Here is a 25,255-nt window from a genome sequence, read left to right as displayed (position 1 = left end):
TCGCGCTGATCACGCCGATGGCGGCAAGTTCAGCCGCGCCAGCAGCTCGGCCGAATACGGCGCGTAGGTGCGCGCTTCATCGTGCCGGATGAACAACGGATCGTCAAAGCGCGCCGGGTCGTAGCCTTCGCGTTGCAGATCGACCTTGCGCAACTTGAAGCTGGCCGTCAGGTCCGCGCCGCCCGAGAGCCGCACGAAGAGCGGCATCGCATAGGCAGGCAGCCGCGACTGCGCGAGCCCGTAGAACGCCTGCGCATCGAACTCAACGCCCGGCTTCATCGACAGTGCGGCCATGCCCGCGCGCCCTTCCTGGCCCGGCACGCTCACGCCGTAGATATTGACGATCTCGAGCCCGGCGAAATCGCTGAGCGCATGCGTGACCTCCAGCGTCGACACGTTCTCGCTCTTCCAGCGGAACGTGTCGCCGATCCGGTCGACGAAATAGAAATAGCCATCGGCGTCGTAGCGCAGCAGGTCACCCGAGCGCCACCATGCATCGCCCGTGCGGAACACGTCACGCATCACCTTATGGCGCGTCGCATCGGCGTCGGTATAGCCCTCGAAGCGGCCCCCGCCGATCTCGGGGTGATCGATGACCATGCCGATCACCTCGCCTGCTTCGCCCGGCTCGCAGGGAATCAGCCAACCGGCGGCGTCGCGCGGATGCTTGTCGGTCTCGGGATCGTATCGGACGATGCGCAGATTGGTCTTCTCCCAGAACGGCACCCGTCCGCACGAGCCCGGACGATTGTCGAGATTGCTGAGCGCCGTGTTGGCCTCGGTCGAGCCCCAGCCCTCGATGATGCGCTCGATGCCGAAGCGCGCGCGGAAGGTCTCCCAGATGTCGGCGCCCAGACCCGCGCCGATCATCTTGCGCAGCGTGTGATCGCGGTCGTCCGGCCGCGCGGGCACATTGAGCAGATAGCGGCAGATTTCGCCGATGTACTGGCACACGGTGACCCGGTAGCGGCGCACGTCGTTCCAGAATTCGCTCGAGCTGAAGCGGCGCCGCAGCACGATGCTCGCGCCTGCGGCAAGCGCGGTCGAGGCGAGCGACATGCCGGCCGCGCCGTGAAAGAGTGGCAGGAAGCAGTAGAAGACGTCGTCGCCCGAGATGTCCGCGGCCACGCGCATCACGTCGCCCGACATCAGCCAGCGCATGTGGCTCGTCACGCTCGCCTTCGGCAGCCCGGTCGTGCCCGAGGTGTAGACGAGCAACGCGCGGTCGCTGGCGACGATGCCCGCGCGCCAGTCGGGCGGCAGGTTGTCGTCGGCACTGCGCGCCGCGAGCATCGACAGGTCGAGCGCGCAAGCGTCGCGCGCGACGTCGGCCGCCGCAATCGCCTCGTCGCGCCACGACCAGATGGGCAGCGCTTCGCGCGCGTCGGTGGTGTCGAAGTTGGCGAGACACTCCTCGCCCGCGATGCAGACCTTCGCGCCGGCCGCCTGCAGCGCGTGGCGCAGGCTCGCGCCGCGGATCTGCGTATTGATCTGCGCGACCGTCACGCCGAGCTTCACGAGACCGAACCAGACGCTGAAGTAGTCGGGCCGGTTCTCCATCATCAGGGCGCACACCTCGCCGCGGCGCAGCCCGAGCGAGCGCACCGCGTGCGCGACCCGGTTCGCGCGGGCATTGACCTCGCCGTAAGTCAGCGTCGCGCCCTGGTAGTGGAGATACGGCGCGTGCGGACGCTCCGCTGCGCGCGCCTCCAGCCGGTCGGCGATCGTGTACGGCTGACCTGGCTTGTGCGCCTGGCCGGCGGCCGCGCAACGATCAAGCTTGCGCTGCGTTTCTTCGCGGGTTGGGATCATGGTCGAAGCTGTCTCCTCGTTATCCTTGTCATCCTCGTCTGATTGAATGCCGGCTCGCGCGTCGCGCGACGGCCGCGCCGTGCACGGCTCAGCGAACCGTGCGCGGCAGCCCGAGCCCGAACTGCGCGACCAGCTCGCGCAGCACCTCGGTCACGCCCCCGCCGAACGTGTTGATCTGGCATTTGCGGTATTCCTCCTCGAGATCGCCCGCGAGCGCCGCCACGGGGCTGCCCCGCCGCACGAGTCCGGCCGTGCCGACCACCTCGCCCAGGCGCCGGCATATCTCGATCATCGACTCCGCGCCGTAAACCTTCGCCGCCGACGCGAGCGCCGGGTTCATGCGGCCCTGCCCGACCTCCCACGCCATCCGGTAGTTCATCAGCCGCATCGCGCCGACGCGCGCATAGACCTCGGCGAGCGTTGCGCCAATCCACGGCTCGTCGATCGGGCGCCGCCCGTCCTCGCCGGGCACGGGCTCGCGCGCCCACGCGAGGACGCGGCGCAACAGGCCGAGCCCGCGCACGCCGAGTGCCGCGAGGCCGACCCGTTCGTGATTGAGCTGCGCGGTGATCGCCCGCCAGCCGCCGTTGAGCTCACCGATCATCATGTCGGCTGGAACGCGCACGCCGTCGTAGTACGTCGCGTTGGTCCGCACGTTGCCGACCGTGTGGATCGGCGTGTACGAGAAGCCCGGCTCGCGCGTGTCGACCATGAAGATCGAGATGCCCTTGTGCTTCGGCGCGTCAGGGTCGGTGCGCGCCGCGAGCCAGATATAGTCGGCGCCCTCCGCGCCGCTCGTGAAGAGCTTGCTGCCGTTGATGACGAAATGATCGCCGTCGCGCACGGCCGCGCACTGCAGCGCCGCGAGATCGGTGCCCGCGCCGGGCTCCGTGTAGCCCATCGCGACGTGCAGCTCGCCCGCCGCGATCTTCGGCAGGAACCGCGCCTTGTGCGCGTCCGAGCCAATTTCCATCAGCGCGGGGCCCACCGTGTTCAGCGTGACGAACGGCAGCGGCGCCTCGGCCAGCTGCGCCTCCTCGAAGAAGATCAGCTGCTCGACGGCCGACCAGCCGTGCCCGCCATATTGCTTCGGCCAGCCCACGGCGAGCCAGCCGTCCTGCCCCATCTGGCGGATGAGGCGCCGGTACTCGGCGCCGCTTTCCGCGCCGCGCGTCGCTTCGCGCGATTCGGGGGTCATCAGTGCTGCGAAATAACGGCGTATCTCGCGCCGCAATGCCTGCTGCTCGGGTGTCAGATCGACAAACATGATGTCTCCATCTCCATTCGGGTTGGGCGCAGGACGGCTCAGTCCGCCCCCAGGATGAGGCCGCTCGTCGGCACGCCGGTCCCGGCGGTCACGAGCACGTGTTCGACGTCCGGCACCTGATTGGCCGCCGTGCCGCGCACCTGCCGCACGGCTTCAGCAATGCCGTTCATCCCGTGGATATAGGCCTCGCCAATCTGGCCGCCGTGCGTGTTGACCGGCAGCCGGCCGCCGCGCGCGTGGTGCCCGGCGCGCAGGAAATCCTTCGCCTCGCCGCGCGCGCAGAAGCCGAACGCCTCGAGCTGCGGCAGCACGAACGGCGTGAAATGGTCGTAGATCACGGCGGTCTGGATCTCGGCAGGCGTGAGACCGCTCATTGCATAGAGCTGCCGCGCGACGAGATCCATCTCGGGCAGGCTCGCGATGTTGTCGCGGTAGTAGCCGGTCATCATCTGCAGATCCGCGCAGGCGCCCTGCGCGGCCGCCCGCACGATCGCGGGCTTCTGTTTCAGCTCGCGCGCGCGCCGCGCCGACGTGACGACCAGCGCGACCGCGCCGTCGCTCTCCTGGCAGCAGTCGAGCAGACGCAGCGGCTCGGCGATATAGCGCGAGCGCTGATGCTCCTCGAGCGTGATCGGCTTGCCATAAAAGAACGCATGCGGATTGGTCGAGGCAAAGTCGCGCGCGGCAACCGACACGCGCCCGAAGTCCTCGCTCGTCGCGCCGTATTCGTGCATGTAGCGGCTCGCGTTCATCGCGACCCACGACGCAGGCGTCATCAGGCCGTGCGGCACGTACCAGCCGTAGTGGGTCGATTCGAACGTCGGCGCCTGCGGGAGCCCCTGCACGCCCGTGCCGAACCGGTACCACGAGCGCTCGTTCATCGCCCGGTAGCACACCACGGTCTCGCAGATGCCGGCCTCGATCGCCAGCAGCGCATGCAGCACCGGCGCGCACGCTGCGCCGCCGCCGTAATGCACGCGCGAGAAGAACTTCAGCTCGCGGCCGCCGATCTGCCGGAATAGTTCGATCTCCGGATTATTGTCCATCGTGTACGTGCACATGCCGTCCACGTCGGCGGGATCGATCCCGGCGTCGGCGAGCGCGGCGAGCGTCGCCTCCACCGCGAGCCGCATCTCGGTGCGCCCGGAGTCCTTCGAAAACTCGGTCGCGCCGATTCCCGCAATCGCGGCCACGCCGTTCAGCTTATGGGCCGGCTTGGCTGCGTGCTTATCTGCCTGCATGCGCGGCGCCTCCTGCCAGTTCGATACGCACCGTGCCGGTGAGATGATCGCCACGCTCGTTGCGGCCCACGACATCGATGTCGACCCAGCGCTCGCCGTCCACGGCGCGCGCGCTGACCTGGCCGTTCATCGCCATCGTCATGCCCGGGTAATTGGGCACGCCGAGCCGGATGCTGACCGAGCGCAGCAGCGCCTCCGGCCCCGCCCATTCGCCGACGTAGCGCTCGACCAGCGCATTCGAGGTCAGGATGTTCATGAAGATGTCGGGCGAGCCGAGCCGGCGCGCGGCCTCGGGGTCGTGGTGGACGTTCTGGTAGTCGCGCGTCGCGATCGCGGCCGCGACGATGCCGGTGGTCGTCACGGGAATCTCGAGCGGCGGCAGCACGTCGCCGACGCTCACGTCGTCGAAGCGTCTCGTATCGGGTCCGCTCATGATTCGACTCCGGCGTCGGGGTTAGCTGCGAGCCAGGCGCCGAGCGCGGCGGCCGAGGCCCGCGCGCCGCCGAGTGTCATTTCGAGCGCGCGGCTGCGCAGATAGAAGCGGTGCAGCGGATACGTGAGGTCGGCGCCGAGGCCGCCATGCAGATGCTGCGCGGTATGCGCGACGCGGTGGCCGCTGTCGCAGGCGAGCTGCTTGAGCATTAGCGCGGCGCCTGACGTTTCACCACCCGCATCGAGCCCGGCATCGAGCCGCCACGCGAGCTGCCAGAGCACGGTGCGCAACACCTCGACGTCGATGAAGCCGTCCGCCGCGCGCAGCGCCACGGCCTGGAACGATCCGATCGGCCGCCCGAACTGGGTACGCTCGCTCGCGTACTGCGCGGTGCGCAGCAGTGCCTCTTGCGCAACGCCAAGCTGAAGCGCCGCGACGCAGGCGATCGCGCGGCACCTGAGCCAGTCGAGCGCCGCGGCGTCGCCGACGATCTGCCCTGCCGGCACACGGACATTGGCAAATGCGAACGTCGCGAGCGCTTCACCATCCGTCGACACACCCTCGACGCGCGCAATGTCCCCCGCATCGAGATCGACGATGGCGAGCCGTGCGCCGCCGGCCGTCTGCACCGGCGTCACCAACCATTTCGTCGAGACGGAGCCCGCGCCGATCGCACCGAGCGGCCCGATACTGCCGTCCAGCACCCAGGCGTCGCCGTCTAGAACCGCGCGCAAAGACGGCTTGCCTTCGACGCTCGCGTCCACCGTCGCGAGACAATCGCCGCCGCGCAATCCGGGCAGCACGCGAGCGCTCACGCCCGGTTCACCGAACGCATGAATCGCGAGCATCGCCAACTGGTGCTGCCACAGCGGTGCCGATGCGAGATGGCGGCCTTGCTGCTCGAGCACGAGCGTCAGTTCGAGCATTCCCATGCCGCTGCCGCCGGCGCGCTCGGGCAGCGTCAGCGTCGCGAGCCCCGTGTGAATCAGCTTGCCCCACAGCGCGCGATCGTAGCCATCGGCCGACTGGGCCGCATCGAACGCGCCCGCGCGCTCGTCGCCGCCGAAATCGCCGAACAGCGTGTCCGCGAGATCGCGAACCGCCGACTGCTCGTCGCTCAATCCGAATTCCATACCGCCTCCCCTTATGATTCGATCACGCGAAATGCCGGCAGCGAGAAGTCCGCGTCCACCTCCACGCACTCGACGCGCACGCGCGCGCCGATCCGCGCCGCATGCCCGTCCGCCCCCATCTGCCGCGCCACGATGCGCACGCCCTCGTCGAGCTCGATCAGCGCGATCGGCCGGGCATCGTCGAATGGCACGACCTTCGGGTGATGCACGACCACGAGTGCATGCACCGCGCCAAGGCCGCTCGCGCGCACCGTGCGCCATGCGAGCGAGTGGCAATGAGGACAGGCCGGGCCGGGCGGATGGCGCAGCGCATCGCACGCCTCGCATTGCTGGATCAGGATCTCGCCGCGCGAGAGCCCTTCCCAGAAGAACGCGGTGTCCTGGCTGATCGACGGCTTCGGCACTGACGCGCGTGGCGTCGCAGCAGCCGACGCTTGCGCCGACGCAGCGGCACCCGAAGCAGCCGCGCCCGACGTGTCGACGCCCGACGCAGCGACGCTCGACGCAGCGGCGCCCGAAGCAGCCGCGCCCGGCGCCTCGCCGCCCGTCGCATGCGGCCGGTAGACGAACAGCCGAAAGCGCATCGTCCCGACCAGTTGTGCGTCGCCGTCGTAGAACTCAATCAGCTCGGTCACGAAGAATCCGCAGCCAAGCGCCGTGCGCTTCTCCCCATGGATCGATTCGATCGCCGACGTGCGATGGATACGCTCGCCCGGCCTCAGATACCGCACGTAGTGCTGCTCCGAATTGACCGCGACGATCGCCGGGTAGCCGGCCCCGGCCAGCGCGTCGATCAGCTCGCGGATGCTTTCGGTGGCCGAGCCCGGCGGCAGCGCCCCGTTCAGGCCGGCGAGCAGCCAGACCTGCAGCATCGTCGGCGGCGCAACGAGCCCCGCATGGACGGAGCCGCGTGCAAACGACTCGTCCGTGTAGACCGGATTGCGCACGCCCATCGCCTCGCACCAATGGCGAATCATCGGCGTGTTGACGGGGTCCCAGCCGTCGATGCGGCCGTAGCGGCGGCCGACGAAACGGCCGGGCTCAAACGGCGGGCGGGCCTGCGGGCCCGCCGTGGCTTCCAGATGTCGATCTCCCACTCGCTCCTCCCAAGCGCTGCATGCCGCACATCTTGCGAGCAGCAGGACGTCACAACATCGTCCTCGAGGACTAACACGAGCGAAAAGCGATCTCCTACGATGGGCCTGCACGACCGGACGCCCGGCGCCCGCAATCCCGGCGCCCGGAAGCCCGTATCGATAGCCAAACAACATAGGAGACACAAGCGATGACGAGACGTGTAGCCCTGTTAGTCAGTCTGGCCGCGGCGGTGACGCTCGCGACGCCGCCCGCCATCACGCAAGCCGGAGAAAGCGGCACGGCCGCGCAGGACGGCCCCCTCACGCCGATGGGCGCGGAGCGCGCGGGCAACAAGGACGGCACCATTCCCGCGTGGAGCGGCAAATGGCTCGGCGCGCCGCCGGGCATCGAGGTCAAGGCGAACGGGCGCTACCCGGACCCGTACGCGGACGAAAAGCCGCTCTTCGTGATCACGGCGGAGAACATGGCGACCTACAGCAATCGCCTGACCGACGGGGAAATCGCGCTCTTCAAGCGTTATCCGGCGACGTTCCAGATGGCGGTCTACCCGAGCCACCGCGACTTCCGCTACGACGAGTCGGTCTACAAGGACATCGCCACCTATGCGCCCGACACGCAGATGACGAGCGACGGCAACGGCCTCTCGAACGCGCCACCGCAGGTGCCCTACCCCAAGCCACAAACGGGCCTCCAGTTGCTGTGGAACCTGCGCATGTCGTCGTCGATTGGTACGGAGTCCGCAACATATGATCAGGCCGTCGTCTATCCGAACGGCGACACCGCCTGGGGACGCGTCAAGTACGACATCTATTCGCCGCGCGAAGTCGGCAAGTACGACGTGAAGAACGCACTCAACAACAAGGGCTTCTTTCGCGAATTTGTCGAACTGCCGCTCAACGAGCGCGGCACCGGTAACGTCGGCTACGAGATCCTCGACCATTCCGGCTCGGACACCCGCCGCACCTGGACCTACAACCCCGGCACGCGGCGCGTGAGGCAGGCGCCCGAATTCGGCTTCGACCAGCCGCAGGGGCCCGGCGGCTTTCGCACCGTCGACGACGACCGCCTGTTCAACGGCTCGGGCTCGCGATATGACTGGAAGATCGTGGGCAAGGCCGAGCGCTACGTCCCCTATGACAACTACCGGCTGATGGATCCGTCGATCAAGTACGACGACCTGCTGGGCAAGGGCCATCCGAACCCGAAGTACATGCGCTACGAACTGCACCGCGTCTGGGTGCTCGAGGCCACGCTCAAGCCCGGCAGCCGCCATCAATACGCGAAGCGCGTGCTGTACCTCGACGAGGACACGTGGATCCCGGTCGCGGCCGACAACTACGACGCGCGCGGGCAACTGTGGCGCACGAACCAGCAGGCGACGGTCTATGCGTTCGACGCGAAACGCTTCTATACGACGGACGCGTTCTACCACGACCTCACATCGGGCGCGTACATGGCCGACCGGCTGACGAACCGCAACTCGGCTCCGCTGCTGAACAACAGTCCGCAATTCGACGAAGCCTACTTCTCGCCCGATTCGATCCGCAGCGCGGGGAATTGATCCATCTGGAATTCGAGCCGCTCCTGACATCGGGCGGCGCCCATCCTTGAACGCACACCGAGGAAACCTGCCATGTCCTACAAGATCGACCCACGCAAGCAGATTCGCGCAGTAGAGGCCCGCCTCGCCCGGCACGCCGACGACCCGCAGACTACACGCAACCTCAAAACGATGCGCGAGCACATGCGCGCGGAGGCGCTCGGCGATTTCGACGCGCTGATGGCGACGGTGTCGCCGCACGCCGCCTATACGAGCTTCAACTCTGGACCCGATGCGCCCAATAGCCCGCGATCGCGGGAAGCGGTCGCGCAATACTACGGCGGGATGGTGGCCGCGAATTGCCACCAGATCGAGCACGATCTCGATCGCATCGTCGCCGACCGCGACAACATCACGACCGAAGGCACGCTGCGGATCGCCTATCCCAATGCGGTGCTGCGCTCGATGGGCCACGAGGTTGCGGACGATGCGCCTTATCATCTGTTCGAGGCGCGACTCATGATCGTCTGGGGTTTCGACGCAGATGGGCTCGTGCGCTGCGAAGACTCCTACGTCGCCGGAGATGGCTTCGCAGGCATTGCTGCGCGAGCCGTGCAGCAGGAAGATATTTTCACGCCCAAAGCAGACCGGATCTGACTGAGCTGAAACTGCACCGATCGCGGCGCACAAAATTCGAGGGGTTACGAGCCGATGGCTTGTAACCTCTTTTTCATTGAAGCGCGCGCCAATCACGGCCAATCTCATCCTCCAGCCCCCACGCGGAACCTACAATGAGTAAATTCCGCCCTACCCCCTGGAGAGACGCCAAATGAACCTGATCCTCTGGCGCCACGCCGAAGCTGAAGACATCGCCGCGAGCGATCTCGCCCGCCAGCTCACCACGCGCGGGCGCAAGCAGGCGCAGAACGTCGCGCGCTGGCTGCGCGCGCGCCTGCCCGACGACGCCGTGATCCTCGCGAGCCCCGCGGCGCGCACGATCCAGACCGCCGAAGCGCTCACCGACCAGTACCGCGTCGTGCGCGAGCTCGCGCCCAACGCGAGCGTCGAAGACGTGCTCGCCGCGGTCGGCTGGCCCGAAGGGATCGCTTCCACGGTGCTCGTGGTCGGCCATCAGCCGACGCTTGGCGAAGTGGCCGCGCGCCTGCTATCGAATGAAGAGGACCGCCGCAGCTGGGCCGTGAAGAAAGCCGGCGTCTTCTGGATCAAGAGCCGCGAGCGCAACGGCGATGGCGAAGCCGTCCTGCTCGCCGCCATCACGCCCGATCTCGTCTAGTGCCGTATCGGCGCGTATCGGCGCGTATCGGCGAACTGGTGCCGGTACGTTGCGCCGATACTTGCCGATAAACGCCCCCAATCCCGCAGTCGTTCACGCTCCCGCCGCGTCGCCGCCAACGCACGGCCCGGCGCGGCGCAAACCGCCGTCGCACGCCTCCCGAGCCGCCCTCGCCTCCGTCCGCCTTACAGCGCGTCATTGAATCGTCATTGCGTTTTCATGGAAACGTAACCGCGTATTACTAAATTGCCGGAAAAGTTCTCTTACTTCCGACCAGGACGCCCCATGCGAGATCTGCCGACGCCCTCCCTGCCATTCGCCTCGAGTCTCTTCGAGTCGAACCGGCATCTGCCGCGCGCCGAAGAAACGGTCACCGCGCAGCATCGGCTGCAAGTGGCCTGGGCTCGCAGCGACGAAGAGCTGCGCGAGGCGCAGCGCCTGCGCTACCGCGTGTTCGCCGAGGAAATGGGCGCGCGTCTCGCGGGCCCGGCGGGCCTCGACGTCGACGCCTTCGACACCTGGTGCGATCACCTGCTCGTGCGCGACCTCGACACGCTCAAGGTCGTCGGCACCTACCGTGTGCTGCCGCCGCATCAGGCCGCGCGCATCGGCCGCCTCTACGCCGAAAGCGAATTCGACCTGTCGCGCCTCGCGCACCTGCGCCCCAAGATGGTCGAGGTGGGCCGCTCCTGCGTGCACCCCGACTACCGCAGCGGCTCGGTCATCATGTCGCTGTGGGGCGGACTGGGCGCCTACATGACGCACAATGGCTACGAGACGATGCTCGGCTGCGCGAGCGTCGCGATGGTCGACGGCGGCCACTACGCCGCGAACCTCTACGCCTCGCTCGGCGCGAACGCGCTCACGGCGCCCGAATACCGCGCGTTCCCGCATACGCCGCTGCCCGTCGAGGAGCTGCGCACGGGCGCATCCGCCGTGCCGCCGCCGCTCATCAAGGGCTATCTGCGGCTGGGCGCGAAGATCTGCGGCGCGCCGGCCTGGGACCCCGACTTCAACTGTGCCGACTTCCTCACGCTGTTCCGTCTTTCGGACATCAACGAGCGGTACGCGCGCCACTTCCTCGGCGAGGTCACGGCACGCTAAGCCTGGCGGACACGCCCGAAGCGAGGCAGACATCGGCATAGGGTCGGTCAGTCATCCTGACCGACCCTATGCAAGGCGTTGCGAGCGTAGCGTTACTTCGCCAGCAGATCGTCTTCGAGTTCACGCAAGCGTTCGGGGTAACGCACGCGCAGCACGAAAAACCAGGCGAGCCCGAGCGCAAGCAGCGCGATAAATACATACGGCAGGCGCGCATAGACACCATCCGGCACCGGATAGACGCTGCCGGCGAGCGGGATCGCGAGCAGCACGACCGCCACGATGCTGACCAGCACGTGCACGGCCTTGAGCTTTCCCTGGCGGCGCAGGTACAGCGGCGCGCCAATGGCGACGAGCACATAGGCGAGCAGCCAGCCGTAGGTCGCGATCGAGCTCAGGTAGCCATATGAGTCGAGCAGCGCCGTGCCGCGTGCAGTGAAGATCAACGCTGTCGCGAGCGAGAGCGCCGCCACCAGCGCGACGGCGACGTGAGGCGTGGCGTTGACCTGATGCGCACGGCCCGTCGACGCGTGCAGGACGCCCTGACGCCCGAACGTGTAGATAATGCGCGCCGCCGCATTGATCGACGAGAAGAACGCGGCGAAGAAGCTCAGCGACACGCCAAGGTCGATCAGCACGCCGATCCAGCCCGCGCCGAGCCGATGCGCGAGCACGGCGAGCGGGCCATCGACGTGATCGAGCGTCGGCGTCTGGCCCTGAAACGCGCTGACGAGCCCATAGGCGCCGATCACGAAGAAGATCGCCGGGCCAACCACACTGATCAGCACGGCGCGCGGAATCGCCTTGAACGGATTTTTCGCTTCGGCGCCGAGCACGGTCGCGCTTTCGAAGCCTGTGAAGCTGAAGAACGCGAGCACCATGCCCAGTTGCAACTGGCTCGGCTTGACGCCCTCGAGCGTGATCTGCGCGCGGTCGACCGGGTGTCCGGCGAACGCGATCGTGCCCACTACGACGACGGCGATCAGCAACAACGTCGCCAGTTCGACGAGCAGCGTGAAGCGCGTGGACAGGCGGATGTCGCGAAACGTGATGTACCACGCAGCGAACGCCGTGACGACGGTCAGCGCGAGCGTCAACGAGAGCGACACCGCGCCACCGAACAGCCCCACTTCGCGCCCCAGCACGACGAACGTGTTGATGGTGCCCTGCAGGATGCCGGCTGCGGCCACCGCATAGGCAATCAGCAGCGACCAGCCGCAGATCGCGCCCCAGATCGGGCCGATGCCTGCCGACACATAGGCATAGAGGGCGCCCGGCGAGGCCGAATCGCGCGCGAAGATCGAGATGCTCCACGACGAGAACAAGAGCGCCACGATGGCGAATAGATAGGCGAGCCAGGTGCCGTTGCCGGCTGTCGCGTAGACGGCGGGAATCAGCACGCCAATGCCGCCCGATACGCCGACGAGACCGATCGACTGTGCGATCAGCTCGGGCAGGTTCAGATAGTTGCGCCGCAACCCGAGCGGCCGCGAAGCGTCGGGCGCCAGCTCGGCGGACAGGTTCGTTGCTTCAAGCGTCATGATTGCTGTTCCTTGTCGGGGTGACGTTGAGTCGGTGTTCAGAGACGCCGTATAGACGCAAAATTCGGACGAAAAATTCAGACGCGAAAGCGCGTGCCGTAATGCGAGTCCTTGAGTCCGGCCTGCTGGCCAAACAGCTTCTCTCGCAGGGTGCCCTCGCGATACGCGCGCTTGTACACGCCGCGGCGCTGAAGTTCGGGGACGAGCAGCTCGGCGATATCGGCAAAGCTGCCGGGATTGACGACCGCGCCGATGTTGAATCCGTCGGCGCCGGTCTCGTCGATCCACGCCTGCAGCGCGTCGGCCACGGTGCCGGGCGAGCCGACGAAAACCGGACCATCGCCGCCGATGCCGCAGTAATCGGCGATCTCGTTGACGGTCCAGGTGCGGCCCGGATCGGCCGTCGTGAACGCCTCCACAGCCGACTGGATCGCGTTGCTGTCCACATGCTCGAGCGTCTGCTCGGGATCGAAGCGGGCCAGGTCGATGCCGGTCCAGCCCGACATCAGCGCAAGCGAGCCGTCGCGGCTGATATGACGGCGGTAGTCGTCGAATTTCGCGCGGGCTTCGGCGTCGCTTTGCGCGAGCACGACGGTGATCTGGTTGAAGATCAGGATGTCGCCGGCCGAGCGGCCCTGCCGCACGACTTCGGCGCGCAGCGCATCGACCTGGCGGCGCAGGATGCCGCGTGTCGGCGCCGCGACGAACACACATTCGCCGTGGCGCGCCGCAAACTGCCTGCCGCGCGACGAGGCGCCGGCCTGGTAGAGCACCGGTGTGCGTTGCGGCGAAGGCTCGCTCAAATGGAAACCGGGCACCGTGAAGAACTTGCCGCGATGCCCGATCTCGTGCACCTGCTGCGGATTCACATATATCCCGCGTTCCGTGTCGCGCTTGACCGCGTCTTGCTCCCAGCTGCCCTCCCAGAGCTTGTAGCAGACCTCCAGATACTCGTCGGCCAGCTCGTAGCGGTTGTCGTGTGTCAGTTGCGCCGCCTGGCCGAGATTGCGCGCGCCGCTCTCCAGATACGAGGTCACGACGTTCCAGCCAATGCGTCCGCCGCTCAGATGATCGGCCGTCGAAAGGCGCCGCGCGAACGGATACGGATGCTCGAACGACACCGAAGCCGTCACGCCGAAACCGAGATGCTGCGTCGTCGCGGCCATCGCCGAAACGAGCTGCAGCGGATCGTTGATCGGCACCTGGGCGGCGCTGCGCAGGGCGGCGTCGGCGCTTTGCCCGTAGACGTCGTAGACGCCCAGCACGTCGGCGATGAACAGGCCATCGAAGAGGCCGCGCTCGAGTGTCCTGGCAAGCTCGATCCAGTAGCGCAGGTCGGTGTAGCGATGCGACTGATCGTCGGGATGCCGCCACAGGCCCGGGGACAAATGGCCCGGACTGTTGATCGTGAAGGCGTTGAGCCGGATCTCCTTGCTCATGGCGTCAATTCCACGAGTGGCGCGCGGGCTTGACGCCATTGAGGTAGTAGTTGCCGATCGCGTGATACTTCCAGCGCACCGGGTCGTGCAGCGTGTGCACGCGCGCATTGCGCCAGTGGCGGTCGAAGTTGTATTTGGCCAGCGTCGACTTGCTGCCACCCAGCTCGAACAGCTTGCTCGCCGCGAGCAGCGCGATCTCGGTCGTCGCGATCTTCGCCTCGCCCACGGCGATCGCCGCCTGCGCCACGGTGTCCTCGGTCGGCTCACGGCGCGCGCGGTCGACGAAACGTCCCGAGCGTTCGAGTAGCGCCTCGGCCGCGCGAATGCGCCAGGCGATGTCGCCGATCTGCACGATCGTGAGCGGGTCCTGGGCCGCGCGCTCGACGCCGCTGTCGATCCATGGACGCGCCTGCTGCTGCACGAACGCGATCGTGTCCTGGAACGCGGCGCGCGCGATGCCGAGGTCGATCGCCGCCGTCGTGATCTGCGCGAACGGGCCGGCAACGGTCGGCCGGTCGTACGAGCGCTGCGTATGGAAAATATTGAACGGACGCACGCGTACGTTCTCGGCGATCACGGTGCCGCTCGCCGTCGTGCGCTGGCCGAAACCGCTCCAGTCGTCGACGACGGTGAGGCCAGGCGCGCCCTTCTCCACGAAGGCGAGCACGGCCTGATCCTGCTCGTCGAGCGCGAGCACCGGAATCCAGTGCGCGAAGGCCGTGCCGGTCGAGTAGAACTTGCGGCCGTTTAAAACGAAGCTGTCGCCGTCGCGGCGGATCCGCGTCTGGATGTCGAGCACGTTCTTGCCGCCAGCCTCGGAAAACGCGTTGCCGTAGCGCGCCCCCTTGAGCACGAGGTCGAAGAAAAAGCGCTTCTGCTCCTCGGTCCCCTCGAGCCGGATATCTTCGATCAGGCAATAGTGGTTCTGCGGAATCTGCCCGATCGACGGATCGGCTTCGGACACGATCGCAATGACCTCGACCAGCGTCACGTTCGAGACTTCGGCACCGCCGTAGGCCTTCGGCACGGTGATGGCCCAGAGCCCGCTCGACGAAAAGATTTCGATTTCGTCGTGCGGCAGGATGCGCTCGCGATCGCGCAGCTCGGCGTTGTTCCTGAGCTTGACGGCAACTTCACGGGCAACGCTCAAGGCTTCGGCGTCGGAGCCAATGACCGGCACGGTCCGCAACTCGTCCGCGGACTCAATACGTTCGAGATTCTCAGTGCTCATAGGCGCTCTTCGATTAATTATTAGCAATGCTTATTAAATGGGGAGCACATATGCAATCCATCGGACTTCATATGCGTGGAGTGGTTACGAGACGATGGCCTTTTTGGAAAAGCAGTGCGTCGATGGTTGCCTGACGCCAGTTTAAAAAACCGCGGCGTCAAGCCCTACCATCGAGTCTTCCTATCCTTATGCAAATTTATTTTTTGCGGATGCGCGCCGGTTTTGTTTTACTTTTGTCGGGCGCAGCCGCCAGGCCGGACGATGCAGGCTTAGCAACGCCGCGTCCGGCCGAGTGAGGCCAGTGCTCACGCTTCGTCGGTATAGACCACGCGATACGGAATCCCAACCTTGCCCCACTCGGCCGCTTCCTGAATGAGGTTGTAATCGGTGAGCGGATTGTTCTGCACCCACGCGTTGGGCAGCAGCACTTCGTAGCCGTTGCCTTCCTGCACCACCTTGATCTGCGGCAGGCCGATGTCGGCGCGGCGGCGGCTCAGGAGGCCCGCGAGGCGCAGGCAGAACAGCAGCGGCCATTCCACGTCGCGCGTCTGCGAGAGCTTGCCGAGCTTGCCCACGTGGCCGAGCACGAGCGCGGCGAGCCGCGCCTGGTCGGTGCGCGAGAAGCCGGGCATGTCGGCGTTGCTGGCGATATAGGCCGAGTGCTTGTGATACGCGCTGTGCGAAATCGAGAGCCCGATCTCGTGCAGCGACGCCGCCCAGCCGAGGAACATGCGGTTTTCCTCGCGACGCTCTTCGTCGGGCTCCTCGAACTGGTCGTAGAAGCTCACCGCCAGCTCGCCGATGCGCCCGGCCTGCGCGCGGTCCACGCCATAGCGGCGCATGAAGCCTTCCACGGTCACGGTGCGCATGTCCTCGTGCTGCGAGCGGCCGAGCAGGTCGTACAGCACGCCCAGGCGCAGCGCGCCGTCGGTGGTGTCGACGTAGTCGATGCCGAGCTCTTCGAACACCGCAATCATGATCGAGAGGCCGCCCGCGAGCACCGGGATGCGGTCGGGCTTGAGCGCGACGAGCTTCAGGCGGTTGACGTTCTCGGCCTTGATGAGCGCGCGCTTCAGGCGCTCGAGGCCGCCGCGCGAAATGCCGTGCGTGATGCCCGGGTCGTTGAAGCCGTTGGCCTCGACGAGCTCGGCCAGCGCACGCGCCGTGCCCGAGGAGCCGATCGCCTGATCCCAGCCGGTCTTGCGATAGTCGGCGGAAATGATCTGGATCTCGCGCGTGGCGGCCAGCTCCGCCTGGCGCATCGTGTACTCGTCGACATTGCCGGCCGGGAAGAACTGGCGGCTATGGCTCACGCAGCCGATATAGAGGCTTTCCATGCGGATCGGCGTGTAGTGCGCGCCGATGATGAACTCGGTCGAGCCGCCGCCGATGTCCACCACGAAGCGCTTGCCCGCGCTCGCCGGCACCGAATGGGCAGCGCCCGCGTAGATCAGGCGCGCCTCTTCGCGGCCCGCGATCACTTCAATCGGGAAGCCGAGCGCTTTTTCCGCCTCGACGAGGAATTCGCGCGCGTTCTTGGCCACGCGCAGCGTGTTGGTGGCCACGGCGCGCACGTGATCGGGGTGAAAATCGCGCAGGCGCTCGCCGAAGCGCTTGAGCGCGTCCCAGCCGCGCACCTGCGAGGCGCGGTCGAGCATCTTCTCCTTCGAGAGGCCGGCGGCGAGGCGCACGGGCTCGCGCAGGGCATCGACAGGATAGATCTGGCTGCCGGCATCGGTTTCTTCGACCCGGCCGACAATCAGACGAAAGCTGTTCGAACCGAGATCGACTGCGGCAAGCAGTTGCGGATTGGTGACCATCGAGGGGGCAGGCTCCATGCGTGCGAACGCGGCCATCCGGTCTCGCTGGGCGGCCGCCGCGCTGTCCAAATATGCCATTTTAAGCGTACCCGACTTCTCCATGTCGCTCCTCGCGTCGGTTGCGGCCAGTGTGAGCGGCAAGCCCCCGCTGGGGACGCCCTGACCCACCCTGCATCTTTCCCACGCGAGGTGTCGAATACGTGAAAATGGGACGTAGAATTTATGACACACCATTTTTCATAATAAAGTCACAAAACTGTGAGACTTTCCGAGCGTCCGTTCGAAACACCCCCTGGAATTACGCTTTCAACACCCATGTCCATCCGCTATCCCCTCCTTAATCGCGAACTGGGCATCCTGGGATTCAACGAGCGTGTGCTTGCACAGGCCGCCGACCCCGCCGTTCCCTTGCTGGAGCGCCTGCGCTTCATCTGCATCACCAGCAGCAATCTCGACGAATTCTTCGAAGTCCGCATGGCCGGGCTGCAGGAGCAAATGCGCGACAACCCGGGCTCGCTCTCGCCCGACGGCATGTCGCTGCAGCACGTCTACGACCTCGTGGTGGAGCGCGCGCAACGCCTCGTGCACCGCCAGTACGCCATGCTGCACGACACCGTGCTGCCGGCGCTCGAACACGAAGGCATCTACTTTCACGGCACCGACGCCTGGAACGAGGCCCAAACCGCATGGGCGCGCAAGTATTTCCTCGACGAGCTGCTGCCCGTGCTCACGCCCATCGGCCTCGACCCCGCGCACCCGTTCCCGCGCGTGCTCAACAAGAGCCTGAACTTCGTGGTCGAGCTCGAAGGCAAGGACGCCTTCGGGCGCCAGGCCGTCATGGGCATCGTGCAGGCGCCGCGCGCGCTGCCGCGGCTCGTGCGCATGCCGCAGGAGCTCTCGGGCTTCCAGCACGGCTTCGTGCTGCTCGGCTCGCTCTTGCAGCGTTTCGTGGGCGAGCTGTTCCCGAGCCTCATCGTGCGCAGCTGCAATCAGTTCCGCATCACGCGCAACAGCGAGCTGTTCGTCGACGAAGACGAAATCACGAACCTGCGCGTGGCGCTGCAGGGCGAGTTGCCCGCGCGCCATCTGGGCAACGCGGTGCGGCTCGAAGTCTCCGCCGAGACGCCGCTGCCGCTCGTCAAGCGTCTGCTCGATGAAAGCGGTTTGAATGAAAAGGACTGCTACTACGTCGATGGCCCCGTGAATCTCGTGCGCCTCATGCAGCTGCCCGAGATGGTGGACCGCCCCGACCTCAAGTTCGTGCCGCACGTGCCCGCCATTCCGCAGCGCATCGCGGCGAACAGCAACATGTTCGACGTGATCGACCAGGGCGACGTGCTGCTGCATCACCCGTACGAAAGCTTCCAGCCCGTGCTCGAGCTGCTGCTGCAGGCCGCCAACGACCCGAACGTGGTCGCGATCAAGCAGACCATCTACCGCACCGGCACCGACTCGCCGCTCATGGACGCGCTCATGCAGGCCGCGCGCAACGGCAAGGAAGTGACCGTCGTGGTGGAGCTGCTCGCGCGCTTCGACGAGGAAACCAACATCAACTGGGCCTCGCAGCTCGAAGCCGTGGGCGCGCATGTGGTCTACGGCGTGGTGGGCCACAAGTGCCACGCCAAGATGATGCTGATCGTGCGCCGCACGCCCGTGAACGGCCGCATGATGCTGCGCCGCTACGTGCACCTGGGCACCGGCAACTACCATCCGCGCACCGCGCGCCTCTACACCGACTTCGGCCTCATGACCTCCGAGCCGAAGATGTGCGAGGACGTCCACCACGTGTTCCAGCAGCTCACCGGCATCGGCGGCGAGCTGCAGCTGCACGAGATGTGGCAGTCGCCGTTCACGCTGCATCCGAAGCTGGTCGAGGCGATCCGCGCCGAGGCCGACGCCGCGCGCGCCGGCAAGAAGGCCCGCATCGTCGCGAAGATGAACGCGCTGCTCGAGCCCACCGTGATCGACGAGCTCTACGAAGCGTCGCAGGCTGGGGTGAAGATCGATCTGATCATCCGCGGCGTGTGCTCGCTGCAGCCGGGCGTGCCGGGGCTCTCGGACAACATCACGGTGCGCTCGATCGTCGGGCGCTTCCTCGAGCATCACCGCATCTACTACTTCTACGCGGGCGGCGCGGAACACGTTTATCTGTCGAGCGCCGACTGGATGGACCGCAACCTGTTCCGCCGCGTCGAAGTGGCGTTCCCGATCCACGACCGACGCCTGAAGCGCCGCGTGATCGCCGAGGGCCTCTCGACGTTCCTCGGTGACAACCAGTGTGCGTGGCTCATGCAGAGCGATGGCCATTACCGCCGCCGGCGCGCCGGCAAGTCCGTGCGCAATGCGCAAATGAGCCTGCTGGCGAAGTTCTGTCCGTGATGGTTCGGTGATAGATGCAAAAATGCCGCTTCGATGAAGCGGCATTTTTTATTCGGCAAGCCTGAGCAAGACGCGCTGCACGCGGCGCATGCGCCTCACACCGGCGCCGGTTGCCGGCGTGTCGTGCGCGCGGCCGGAAAGCGCACCGTAAACGTGCTGCCCCGCCCTTCCTCGCTCTTCACTTCGAGCACCGCGTCATGGCGTTGCAGCACGTGCTTGACGATCGCGAGGCCGAGCCCCGTGCCGCCCGTGTCGCGCGAGCGGCTGCGGTCCACGCGATAAAAGCGCTCGGTGAGGCGCGGAATGTCGCTCGCCGGAATGCCGTAGCCGCTGTCCGTGACCGAGAACACCGCCTGGCCGCCTTCCCGGCGCCACGACAGCTGCACCGTGCCGCCCTCCGGCGTGTAGCGCACCGCGTTGGTCGCGAGATTGCCGAGCGCGCTCAGTACTTCGGTCTCCGATCCCGTCACGCTCAGGCCGTCGTCGAACTCCGCCGTGATGCGATGATGCCCGCCCGAAAGGCTTTCCGCGTCCTCGCGCACGTGGCCGAGCACGGCCCGCATGTCGATCATCTGATCGCCGGGCTCGCGCCCCTCGCCTTCGAGCTTCGCCAGCACGAGCAGGTCGGTCACGATATGGCGCATGCGCGCGGCCTGCTGCTCCATCAGATCGAAGTAGCGCTCGCGCTCGTCCTCGGAGAGCGGCAGCTCGCGCATCGTCTCGAGAAAGCCCGAGAGCACGGTGAGCGGCGTCTTCAGCTCGTGCGAGACGTTGGCGACGAAGTCGCGCCGCATGGCGTCGGTGCGCTCGAGCTCCGTGATGTCCTGCGAGAGCACGAGCTTGCGGCTCTCGCCGTACGGAAACACCTGCACGGACAGGACGTTCTGGCGCTTCGCCCCCATGCCGCGCATGATCAGCATGTCCTTGAAGTCGTGCGAATTGAGGTAGCGCACAAAGTCGGGCTGACGCACGAGATGGGTGATGTGCTGGCGCAGGTCGCGCTTCGCGTCGAGGCCGAAATGCACCTCGGAGATGGCGTTGCACCACTCGATCTGGTCGTGGTCGTCGAGCATGGCCACGCCGTTGGGCGAGGCCTGGATGGCCTGGATGAAGCGCGAGTGTTGCTGCTCCACCTGGCGCACCTGGGCGTGCCAGCGCTTGGCGAGCTTGTGCAGGCGGTAATAGATTTCGCCCCAGATGCCGGGGGCGCTCGGCACTTCGCCGTAGACGGGCGCGTCGAGCAAGCGCCAGAGGCGCTGCTTGTGGAAGGTGCTGAAGAGCATGTGGCCGATCAGCGCGACGACAGCGACGGCCAGTGCGATTTTGACGCCGAAGAGCGCACCAAGACCCGCGCAGACGAGCGCGAGCAGTACGATCGATACGAGGGCGCGCGCCCAGATGATGTTCATGTTCCAGCGATCGAAGAGAATGACGGTCCGGACCGGGGCGCTGCGGATTCGGAGCGCCGGCGCCGCGTGTTACGCCGCGCCAGCGTGTTACTGCCGTGCTTCAAGCAAGCGGGCTTCAGGCGCTCTTCGCGAGACGGTAGCCGCTGCCACGCACCGTTTCGATCATAGCATCGCACCCCGCGGGCTTGAGCGCGGCGCGCAGACGCTTGATATGCACGTCCACGGTGCGCTCTTCCACGAACACGTGATCGCCCCACACCTGATCGAGCAACTGCGTGCGGCTATGCACGCGCTCGGGGTGCGTCATGAAGAAGTGCAGCAGGCGGAACTCGGTCGGGCCGAGATCGAGCTTGATCTCCGAGCCTTCCGCATGAGCGGCGACGCGGTGCGTGGCCGGATCGAGCTTCAGGCCGTTGATGGCGACCACATCTTCCGTGAGCTGCGGCGCGCGGCGGCGCAGGACCGCCTTGATGCGCGCCATCAATTCCTTGGGCGAAAACGGCTTCGTCACGTAGTCGTCGGCACCGATCTCGAGGCCGAGCACCTTGTCCTGCTCGTCGCCGCGCGCGGTCAGCATGATGATCGGGATGTGCTTCGTGCGCTCGTTGTTACGCAAATCGCGCGCGAAATTCACACCCGATTTGCCCGGCAGCATCCAGTCGAGCAGGATGAGATCGGGCAGCACGTCGCTGATCAGGTTCTGGGCCTGCTCGGCGTTGTAGGCACGGATCGGGCAATGACCCGCGTGCTGCAGATTCACGGAAATCAGCTCGGAAATTGCGGGCTCATCTTCGATGACGAGTATGCTGCTAGGCATCGGCACCTCTTGACCTTAAGACCTGTTGATACGGTTAAACGCGCGCTTGAGTATGAACATCCATGCGCGCCTGAATCGCGCTTTAGCTCAGCGCTTCGCGTTCGAGCGCGTCGCGCGACTTGTGCCGCACGTCGGTGCCCTTCACGATGTAGATGATGAATTCGGCGATGTTCTTCGCGTGGTCGCCGATGCGCTCGATTGCCTTGGCGATGAACAGATAGTCGAGGCCCACGGAAATCGTGCGCGGATCTTCCATCATGTAGCTCACGAGCTTGCGCACGAACGCGCGGAATTCCTCGTCGATGGCCTTGTCGTCGCGCACGATCTGCGCGGCGGCCACCGTGTCGAGACGCGCGAACGCATCGAGCGCGCGGCGCAGGATCGAGACAGCCATCTCGCCCGAGACCTTGATCTCGGCGATATTCACGCTGCGCGAGGCGCCGTCTTCCATCAGGCGCTTGGTGCGCTTGGCGATCTTCTCGGCCTCGTCGCCCGCGCGCTCGAGGTTCGTGATGGTCTTCGAGATCGCGAGCACGAGGCGCAGGTCGCGCGCGGCCGGCTGGCGCAGCGCGATGATGTTGCTGCACTCCTCGTCGATTTCGACTTCCATCGAATTGAGGCGGTCTTCGGCGGCGATCACGCGCTCGCAGGCTTCGCTGTCGAACTCGTTCAAGGCCTGCATCGCCGTGATGATCTGCGATTCCACGAGGCCGCCCATCTCGAGCACCTTCGACGAAATCAGGTTCAGGTCGGCATCGAACTGGCTGGACAGATGCTTGTCGGACATGTTTTTCCCCTTCTCGGCGCGACGGATCAGCCGAAGCGGCCGGTGATGTAGTCTTCCGTTTCCTTGCGGACCGGCTTGATGAAGATCTTCTCGGTGTCGCCGAATTCGATCAGCTCACCGAGATACATGTACGCAGTGTAGTCCGAGCAGCGCGCGGCCTGTTGCATGTTATGGGTCACGATCACCACCGTGTAATCGCTCTTCAGTTCCGCGATCAGCTCTTCGATGCGGCCCGTCGAGATCGGGTCGAGCGCCGAGCACGGCTCGTCGAGCAGCAGCACTTCAGGCCGGATCGCAATGCCGCGCGCAATGCACAGGCGCTGCTGCTGGCCGCCCGAGAGACCGTAGCCGCTCTGGCCGAGCTTGTCCTTCACCTCGTTCCAGAGCGCGGCCTTGGTGAGGGCCCACTCCACGCGGTCGTCCATCTCGGGGCGCGAGAGCTTCTCGAACATCTTCACGCCGAACGCGATGTTGTCGTAGATCGACATCGGGAACGGGGTCGGCTTCTGGAACACCATGCCGATGCGCGCGCGCAACAGCGAGATGTCGCGCCGCGTCGTGAGCAGGTTCTCGCCGTCCATCAGGATTTCGCCCTCGGCGCGCTGCTCCGGATAAAGCGCGTACATCTTGTTGAACGTGCGCAAGAGCGTGGACTTGCCGCAACCCGACGGGCCGATGAACGCCGTCACCTTGCCTTCGGGAATCTGCAAGTTGATGTTCTTGAGCGCGTGATACTTGCCGTAGAAGAAGTTCAGGTCCTTCACTTCGATCTTCGGCGGGCCCGACAGGGGGCTGCGGTTGCCCTGGGCGGGGTCGAAGCCCGACGGGGCCGTGGTGTTCAAGTGACTCTCTGCCATATTCATCGGATGACTCCGCCCTTACTTTTTCGAAAAGATGCTGCGCGCGAGGATATTCAGACCCAGCACGCCCAGCGTGATCAGGAAAACGCCGGCCCAGGCAAGCGACTGCCACTGCGCAAACGGGCTCATCGCAAACTTGTAGATCGTGACCGGCAGGTTCGCCATCGGCTGATTCATATCCGCGCTGAAGAACTGGTTGGACAGCGCCGTGAAGAGCAGCGGCGCGGTCTCGCCGGCGATACGCGCGATCGCGAGCAGCACGCCCGTCACGATGCCCGCGACCGACGCCTTGAGCGTGATCGACAGCACCATCTTCCACTTCGGCGTGCCGAGCGCGAAAGCCGCTTCGCGCAGGTTGTTCGGCACGAGCTTGAGCATGTTCTCGGTCGTGCGGATCACGATCGGGATCTGCAGCAGCGCGAGCGAGATCGCACCCGCCCAGCCGCTGAAGTGGCCCATCTTCGCGACCACGAGCGCGTAGACGAACAGGCCCACGACGATCGACGGCGCCGACAGCAGAATGTCATTGATGAAACGCGTCACGCTCGCGAGCCAGCTCTTCTGACCGTATTCGGCGAGATAGACGCCCGCGAGAATGCCGATCGGCGTGCCCACGAAGGTCGCGATGCCCACCAGCATCAGGCTGCCGACGATCGCGTTGGCGAGACCGCCGCCATCGGTGTTCGGCGGCGGCGTCGACTGCGTGAACATCTGCACCGAAATGCCGCCAATGCCGAGCGAGAGCGTCGTGTAGAGAATCCACACGAGCCAGATGATGCCGAAGGCCATCGCGGCGAGCGAGCAGGTCAGCGCAATGGCGTTGACCACTTTGCGGCGGCTCTGCAGCTTCGCGCGCATGCGCTCCAGTTCGGGGCCGTAGGCCGCGCCGGGGATTTTCATCGTCGGTTCGCTCATCGTGCGCCCTCCGACTTTTCAAGGCGCAGCAGGAGCAGCTTCGAGATCGCGAGCACGATGAACGTAATCACAAACAGAATGAGGCCGAGCTCCATCAGCGCGGCGGTGTGCAAACCGGGACCCGCTTCGGCGAACTCGTTGGCGAGCGCCGAGGTGATGCTATTGCCGGGCGAGAACAGCGACACGTTGTCGAGCAGGTTCGTATTGCCGATCACGAACGTGACGGCCATGGTCTCGCCGAGCGCGCGGCCCAGACCCAGCATCACGCCACCGATCACGCCGGTCTTGGTGAACGGCAGCACGATCTTCCACATCACTTCCCAAGTCGTGCAGCCGATCCCGTAGGCCGACTCCTTGAGCAGCACGGGCGTGACTTCGAACACGTCGCGCATCACCGAGGCGATGTACGGAATGATCATGATCGCGAGAATGACGCCCGCGCACAGCATGCCGATGCCGATGGGCGCGCCCTGAAACAGCGCGCCGATGATCGGCATGCCGCCCAGCAACTGGCCGATCGGCTTCTCGAAGTACTGCGCGAAGATCGGCGCGAACACGAGCAGGCCCCACATGCCGTAGACGATCGACGGGATCGCCGCGAGCAGCTCGATGGCGATGCCGAGCGGGCGGCGCAGCCAGGCGGGCGAAAGCTCGGTCAGAAAGAGCGCGATGCCGAAGCTCACGGGCACGGCGATGATGAGCGCGATGAGCGAGGTGGCGATCGTGCCGTAGATGGGCACGAGCGCGCCGAACTGCTCACTGGGTGGATCCCAATCGGCAGTCCAGAGGAATGAGAAGCCGAACTTCTGGATCGTCGGCATCGAAGCGACGATCAGCGACACGATGATGCCGCCGAGCAGCAACAACGTGACGATGGCGGCGCCGCGTGCGAGGCCGCCGAAAATGATGTCCCCTGCCCGGCTGGGCGCTTGCTGCTGCGCGGCGCTGCCTGGCGGGTTCGAGACGAGCGGGACGTCGGACATGATGAGCTGTATCCAGTGGCCGCGAGCCTCAGGCTCGCAACATTGATGCGGTTCCGAAACCGGCGGCCGCCCGGCCTCCGGCCTTGCGGCGGGACTTCGGACGGCACATCGTAGCGGGTGTGTTACGTGCGGTACTGCGTACCGCGTGACTGCGG

At 66.0% G+C, this 25,255-nt stretch carries 21 protein-coding genes; 5 read left to right on the top strand and 16 right to left on the bottom strand.

What is annotated here, in order from left to right; genetic code table 11:
* Positions 1–9: 9 nt before the first annotated feature.
* Genes BO1_RS01610 through BO1_RS49280 form a run of 6 tightly spaced genes read right to left on the bottom strand, consistent with a single transcriptional unit; the run spans position 10 to position 6,983 of the window.
* Positions 10–1,860 (bottom strand): long-chain-acyl-CoA synthetase, encoded by a 1,851-nt coding sequence (locus tag BO1_RS01610; protein WP_028216049.1) that lies wholly within the window; start codon positions 1,858–1,860, stop codon positions 10–12.
* Between the two features lie 40 nt (positions 1,861–1,900).
* Positions 1,901–3,079, bottom strand: a complete 1,179-nt coding sequence (locus BO1_RS01605) for an acyl-CoA dehydrogenase family protein (protein ID WP_028216048.1) — start codon at positions 3,077–3,079, stop codon at positions 1,901–1,903.
* Between the two features lie 38 nt (positions 3,080–3,117).
* A complete protein-coding gene (locus BO1_RS01600) occupies positions 3,118–4,320 on the bottom strand; it encodes a lipid-transfer protein (protein WP_043283505.1) in 1,203 nt (400 codons plus the stop codon).
* Entirely contained in the window at positions 4,307–4,753 is a 447-nt protein-coding gene (locus BO1_RS01595) for a MaoC family dehydratase (RefSeq protein ID WP_028216046.1), read from the bottom strand. Before BO1_RS01595 ends, BO1_RS01600 begins: the two co-directional genes overlap by 14 nt.
* Positions 4,750–5,886, bottom strand: a complete 1,137-nt coding sequence (locus BO1_RS01590) for an acyl-CoA dehydrogenase family protein (protein ID WP_028216045.1) — start codon at positions 5,884–5,886, stop codon at positions 4,750–4,752. Before BO1_RS01590 ends, BO1_RS01595 begins: the two co-directional genes overlap by 4 nt.
* 11 nt (positions 5,887–5,897) lie before the next feature.
* On the bottom strand, positions 5,898–6,983 hold the full coding sequence (locus BO1_RS49280; protein WP_052409333.1) for a bifunctional MaoC family dehydratase N-terminal/OB-fold nucleic acid binding domain-containing protein: 1,086 nt from the start codon (positions 6,981–6,983) through the stop codon (positions 5,898–5,900).
* Positions 6,984–7,171: 188 nt separating this feature from the next.
* Here BO1_RS49280 and BO1_RS01580 point away from each other — a divergent pair, with 188 nt between their 5' ends.
* From BO1_RS01580 to BO1_RS01565, 4 genes are all read left to right on the top strand, one after another.
* Positions 7,172–8,545, top strand: coding sequence for a DUF1329 domain-containing protein (locus BO1_RS01580; protein ID WP_028216044.1), 1,374 nt, complete (start codon positions 7,172–7,174; stop codon positions 8,543–8,545).
* A gap of 72 nt (positions 8,546–8,617) precedes the next feature.
* On the top strand, positions 8,618–9,181 hold the full coding sequence (locus tag BO1_RS01575) for a nuclear transport factor 2 family protein (protein WP_028216043.1): 564 nt from the start codon (positions 8,618–8,620) through the stop codon (positions 9,179–9,181).
* Between the two features lie 172 nt (positions 9,182–9,353).
* A complete protein-coding gene (sixA, locus tag BO1_RS01570) occupies positions 9,354–9,818 on the top strand; it encodes a phosphohistidine phosphatase SixA (RefSeq protein WP_028216042.1) in 465 nt (154 codons plus the stop codon).
* A 285-nt stretch (positions 9,819–10,103) separates the two neighbouring features.
* A complete protein-coding gene (locus BO1_RS01565) occupies positions 10,104–10,922 on the top strand; it encodes a GNAT family N-acetyltransferase (protein WP_028216041.1) in 819 nt (272 codons plus the stop codon).
* Positions 10,923–11,014: 92 nt separating this feature from the next.
* Here the strand turns inward: BO1_RS01565 and BO1_RS49275 are convergent, their stop codons facing one another.
* The 4 genes from BO1_RS49275 to ppx form a co-directional block, all read right to left on the bottom strand.
* On the bottom strand, positions 11,015–12,460 hold the full coding sequence (locus BO1_RS49275; RefSeq protein ID WP_052409332.1) for an APC family permease: 1,446 nt from the start codon (positions 12,458–12,460) through the stop codon (positions 11,015–11,017).
* Positions 12,461–12,537: 77 nt separating this feature from the next.
* Positions 12,538–13,899: an LLM class flavin-dependent oxidoreductase gene (locus BO1_RS01555; protein ID WP_028216040.1), complete on the bottom strand. Its 1,362-nt coding sequence runs from the start codon at positions 13,897–13,899 to the stop codon at positions 12,538–12,540.
* Positions 13,900–13,903: 4 nt separating this feature from the next.
* Positions 13,904–15,130: an SfnB family sulfur acquisition oxidoreductase gene (locus tag BO1_RS01550; RefSeq protein WP_043283501.1), complete on the bottom strand. Its 1,227-nt coding sequence runs from the start codon at positions 15,128–15,130 to the stop codon at positions 13,904–13,906.
* Positions 15,131–15,435: 305 nt separating this feature from the next.
* The gene (gene ppx / locus BO1_RS01545) at positions 15,436–17,028 is read right to left on the bottom strand and encodes an exopolyphosphatase (protein WP_043283500.1); all 1,593 of its coding nucleotides are present in this window, start codon (positions 17,026–17,028) and stop codon (positions 15,436–15,438) included.
* A gap of 237 nt (positions 17,029–17,265) precedes the next feature.
* Between ppx and ppk1 the strand changes: the two genes are divergently transcribed.
* Positions 17,266–19,329 (top strand): polyphosphate kinase 1, encoded by a 2,064-nt coding sequence (gene ppk1, locus BO1_RS01540; protein WP_028216037.1) that lies wholly within the window; start codon positions 17,266–17,268, stop codon positions 19,327–19,329.
* A gap of 95 nt (positions 19,330–19,424) precedes the next feature.
* On the opposite strand, the gene phoR is transcribed toward ppk1, so the two are convergent.
* The 6 genes from phoR to pstC all read right to left on the bottom strand — a co-directional run bounded on the left by phoR (position 19,425) and on the right by pstC (position 25,100).
* Positions 19,425–20,738, bottom strand: coding sequence for a phosphate regulon sensor histidine kinase PhoR (gene phoR / locus BO1_RS01535; RefSeq protein ID WP_028216036.1), 1,314 nt, complete (start codon positions 20,736–20,738; stop codon positions 19,425–19,427).
* A gap of 115 nt (positions 20,739–20,853) precedes the next feature.
* A complete protein-coding gene (gene phoB / locus BO1_RS01530) occupies positions 20,854–21,555 on the bottom strand; it encodes a phosphate regulon transcriptional regulator PhoB (RefSeq protein ID WP_027817258.1) in 702 nt (233 codons plus the stop codon).
* Positions 21,556–21,637: 82 nt separating this feature from the next.
* A complete protein-coding gene (gene phoU, locus BO1_RS01525) occupies positions 21,638–22,342 on the bottom strand; it encodes a phosphate signaling complex protein PhoU (protein WP_028216035.1) in 705 nt (234 codons plus the stop codon).
* Positions 22,343–22,368: 26 nt separating this feature from the next.
* Entirely contained in the window at positions 22,369–23,205 is an 837-nt protein-coding gene (gene pstB / locus BO1_RS01520) for a phosphate ABC transporter ATP-binding protein PstB (RefSeq protein ID WP_028216034.1), read from the bottom strand.
* 15 nt (positions 23,206–23,220) lie between these two features.
* A complete protein-coding gene (gene pstA, locus BO1_RS01515; RefSeq protein ID WP_028216033.1) occupies positions 23,221–24,117 on the bottom strand; it encodes a phosphate ABC transporter permease PstA in 897 nt (298 codons plus the stop codon).
* A complete protein-coding gene (pstC, locus tag BO1_RS01510; RefSeq protein WP_028216032.1) occupies positions 24,114–25,100 on the bottom strand; it encodes a phosphate ABC transporter permease PstC in 987 nt (328 codons plus the stop codon). Before pstC ends, pstA begins: the two co-directional genes overlap by 4 nt.
* Positions 25,101–25,255 lie beyond the last annotated feature (155 nt).

It is taken from the genome of Paraburkholderia oxyphila NBRC 105797, assembly GCF_000685075.1.
GTDB lineage: Bacteria > Pseudomonadota > Gammaproteobacteria > Burkholderiales > Burkholderiaceae > Paraburkholderia > Paraburkholderia oxyphila.
The sequence above is the reverse complement of the archived record's forward strand: the minus strand, read 5'-3'. Positions and strand labels throughout refer to the sequence as shown.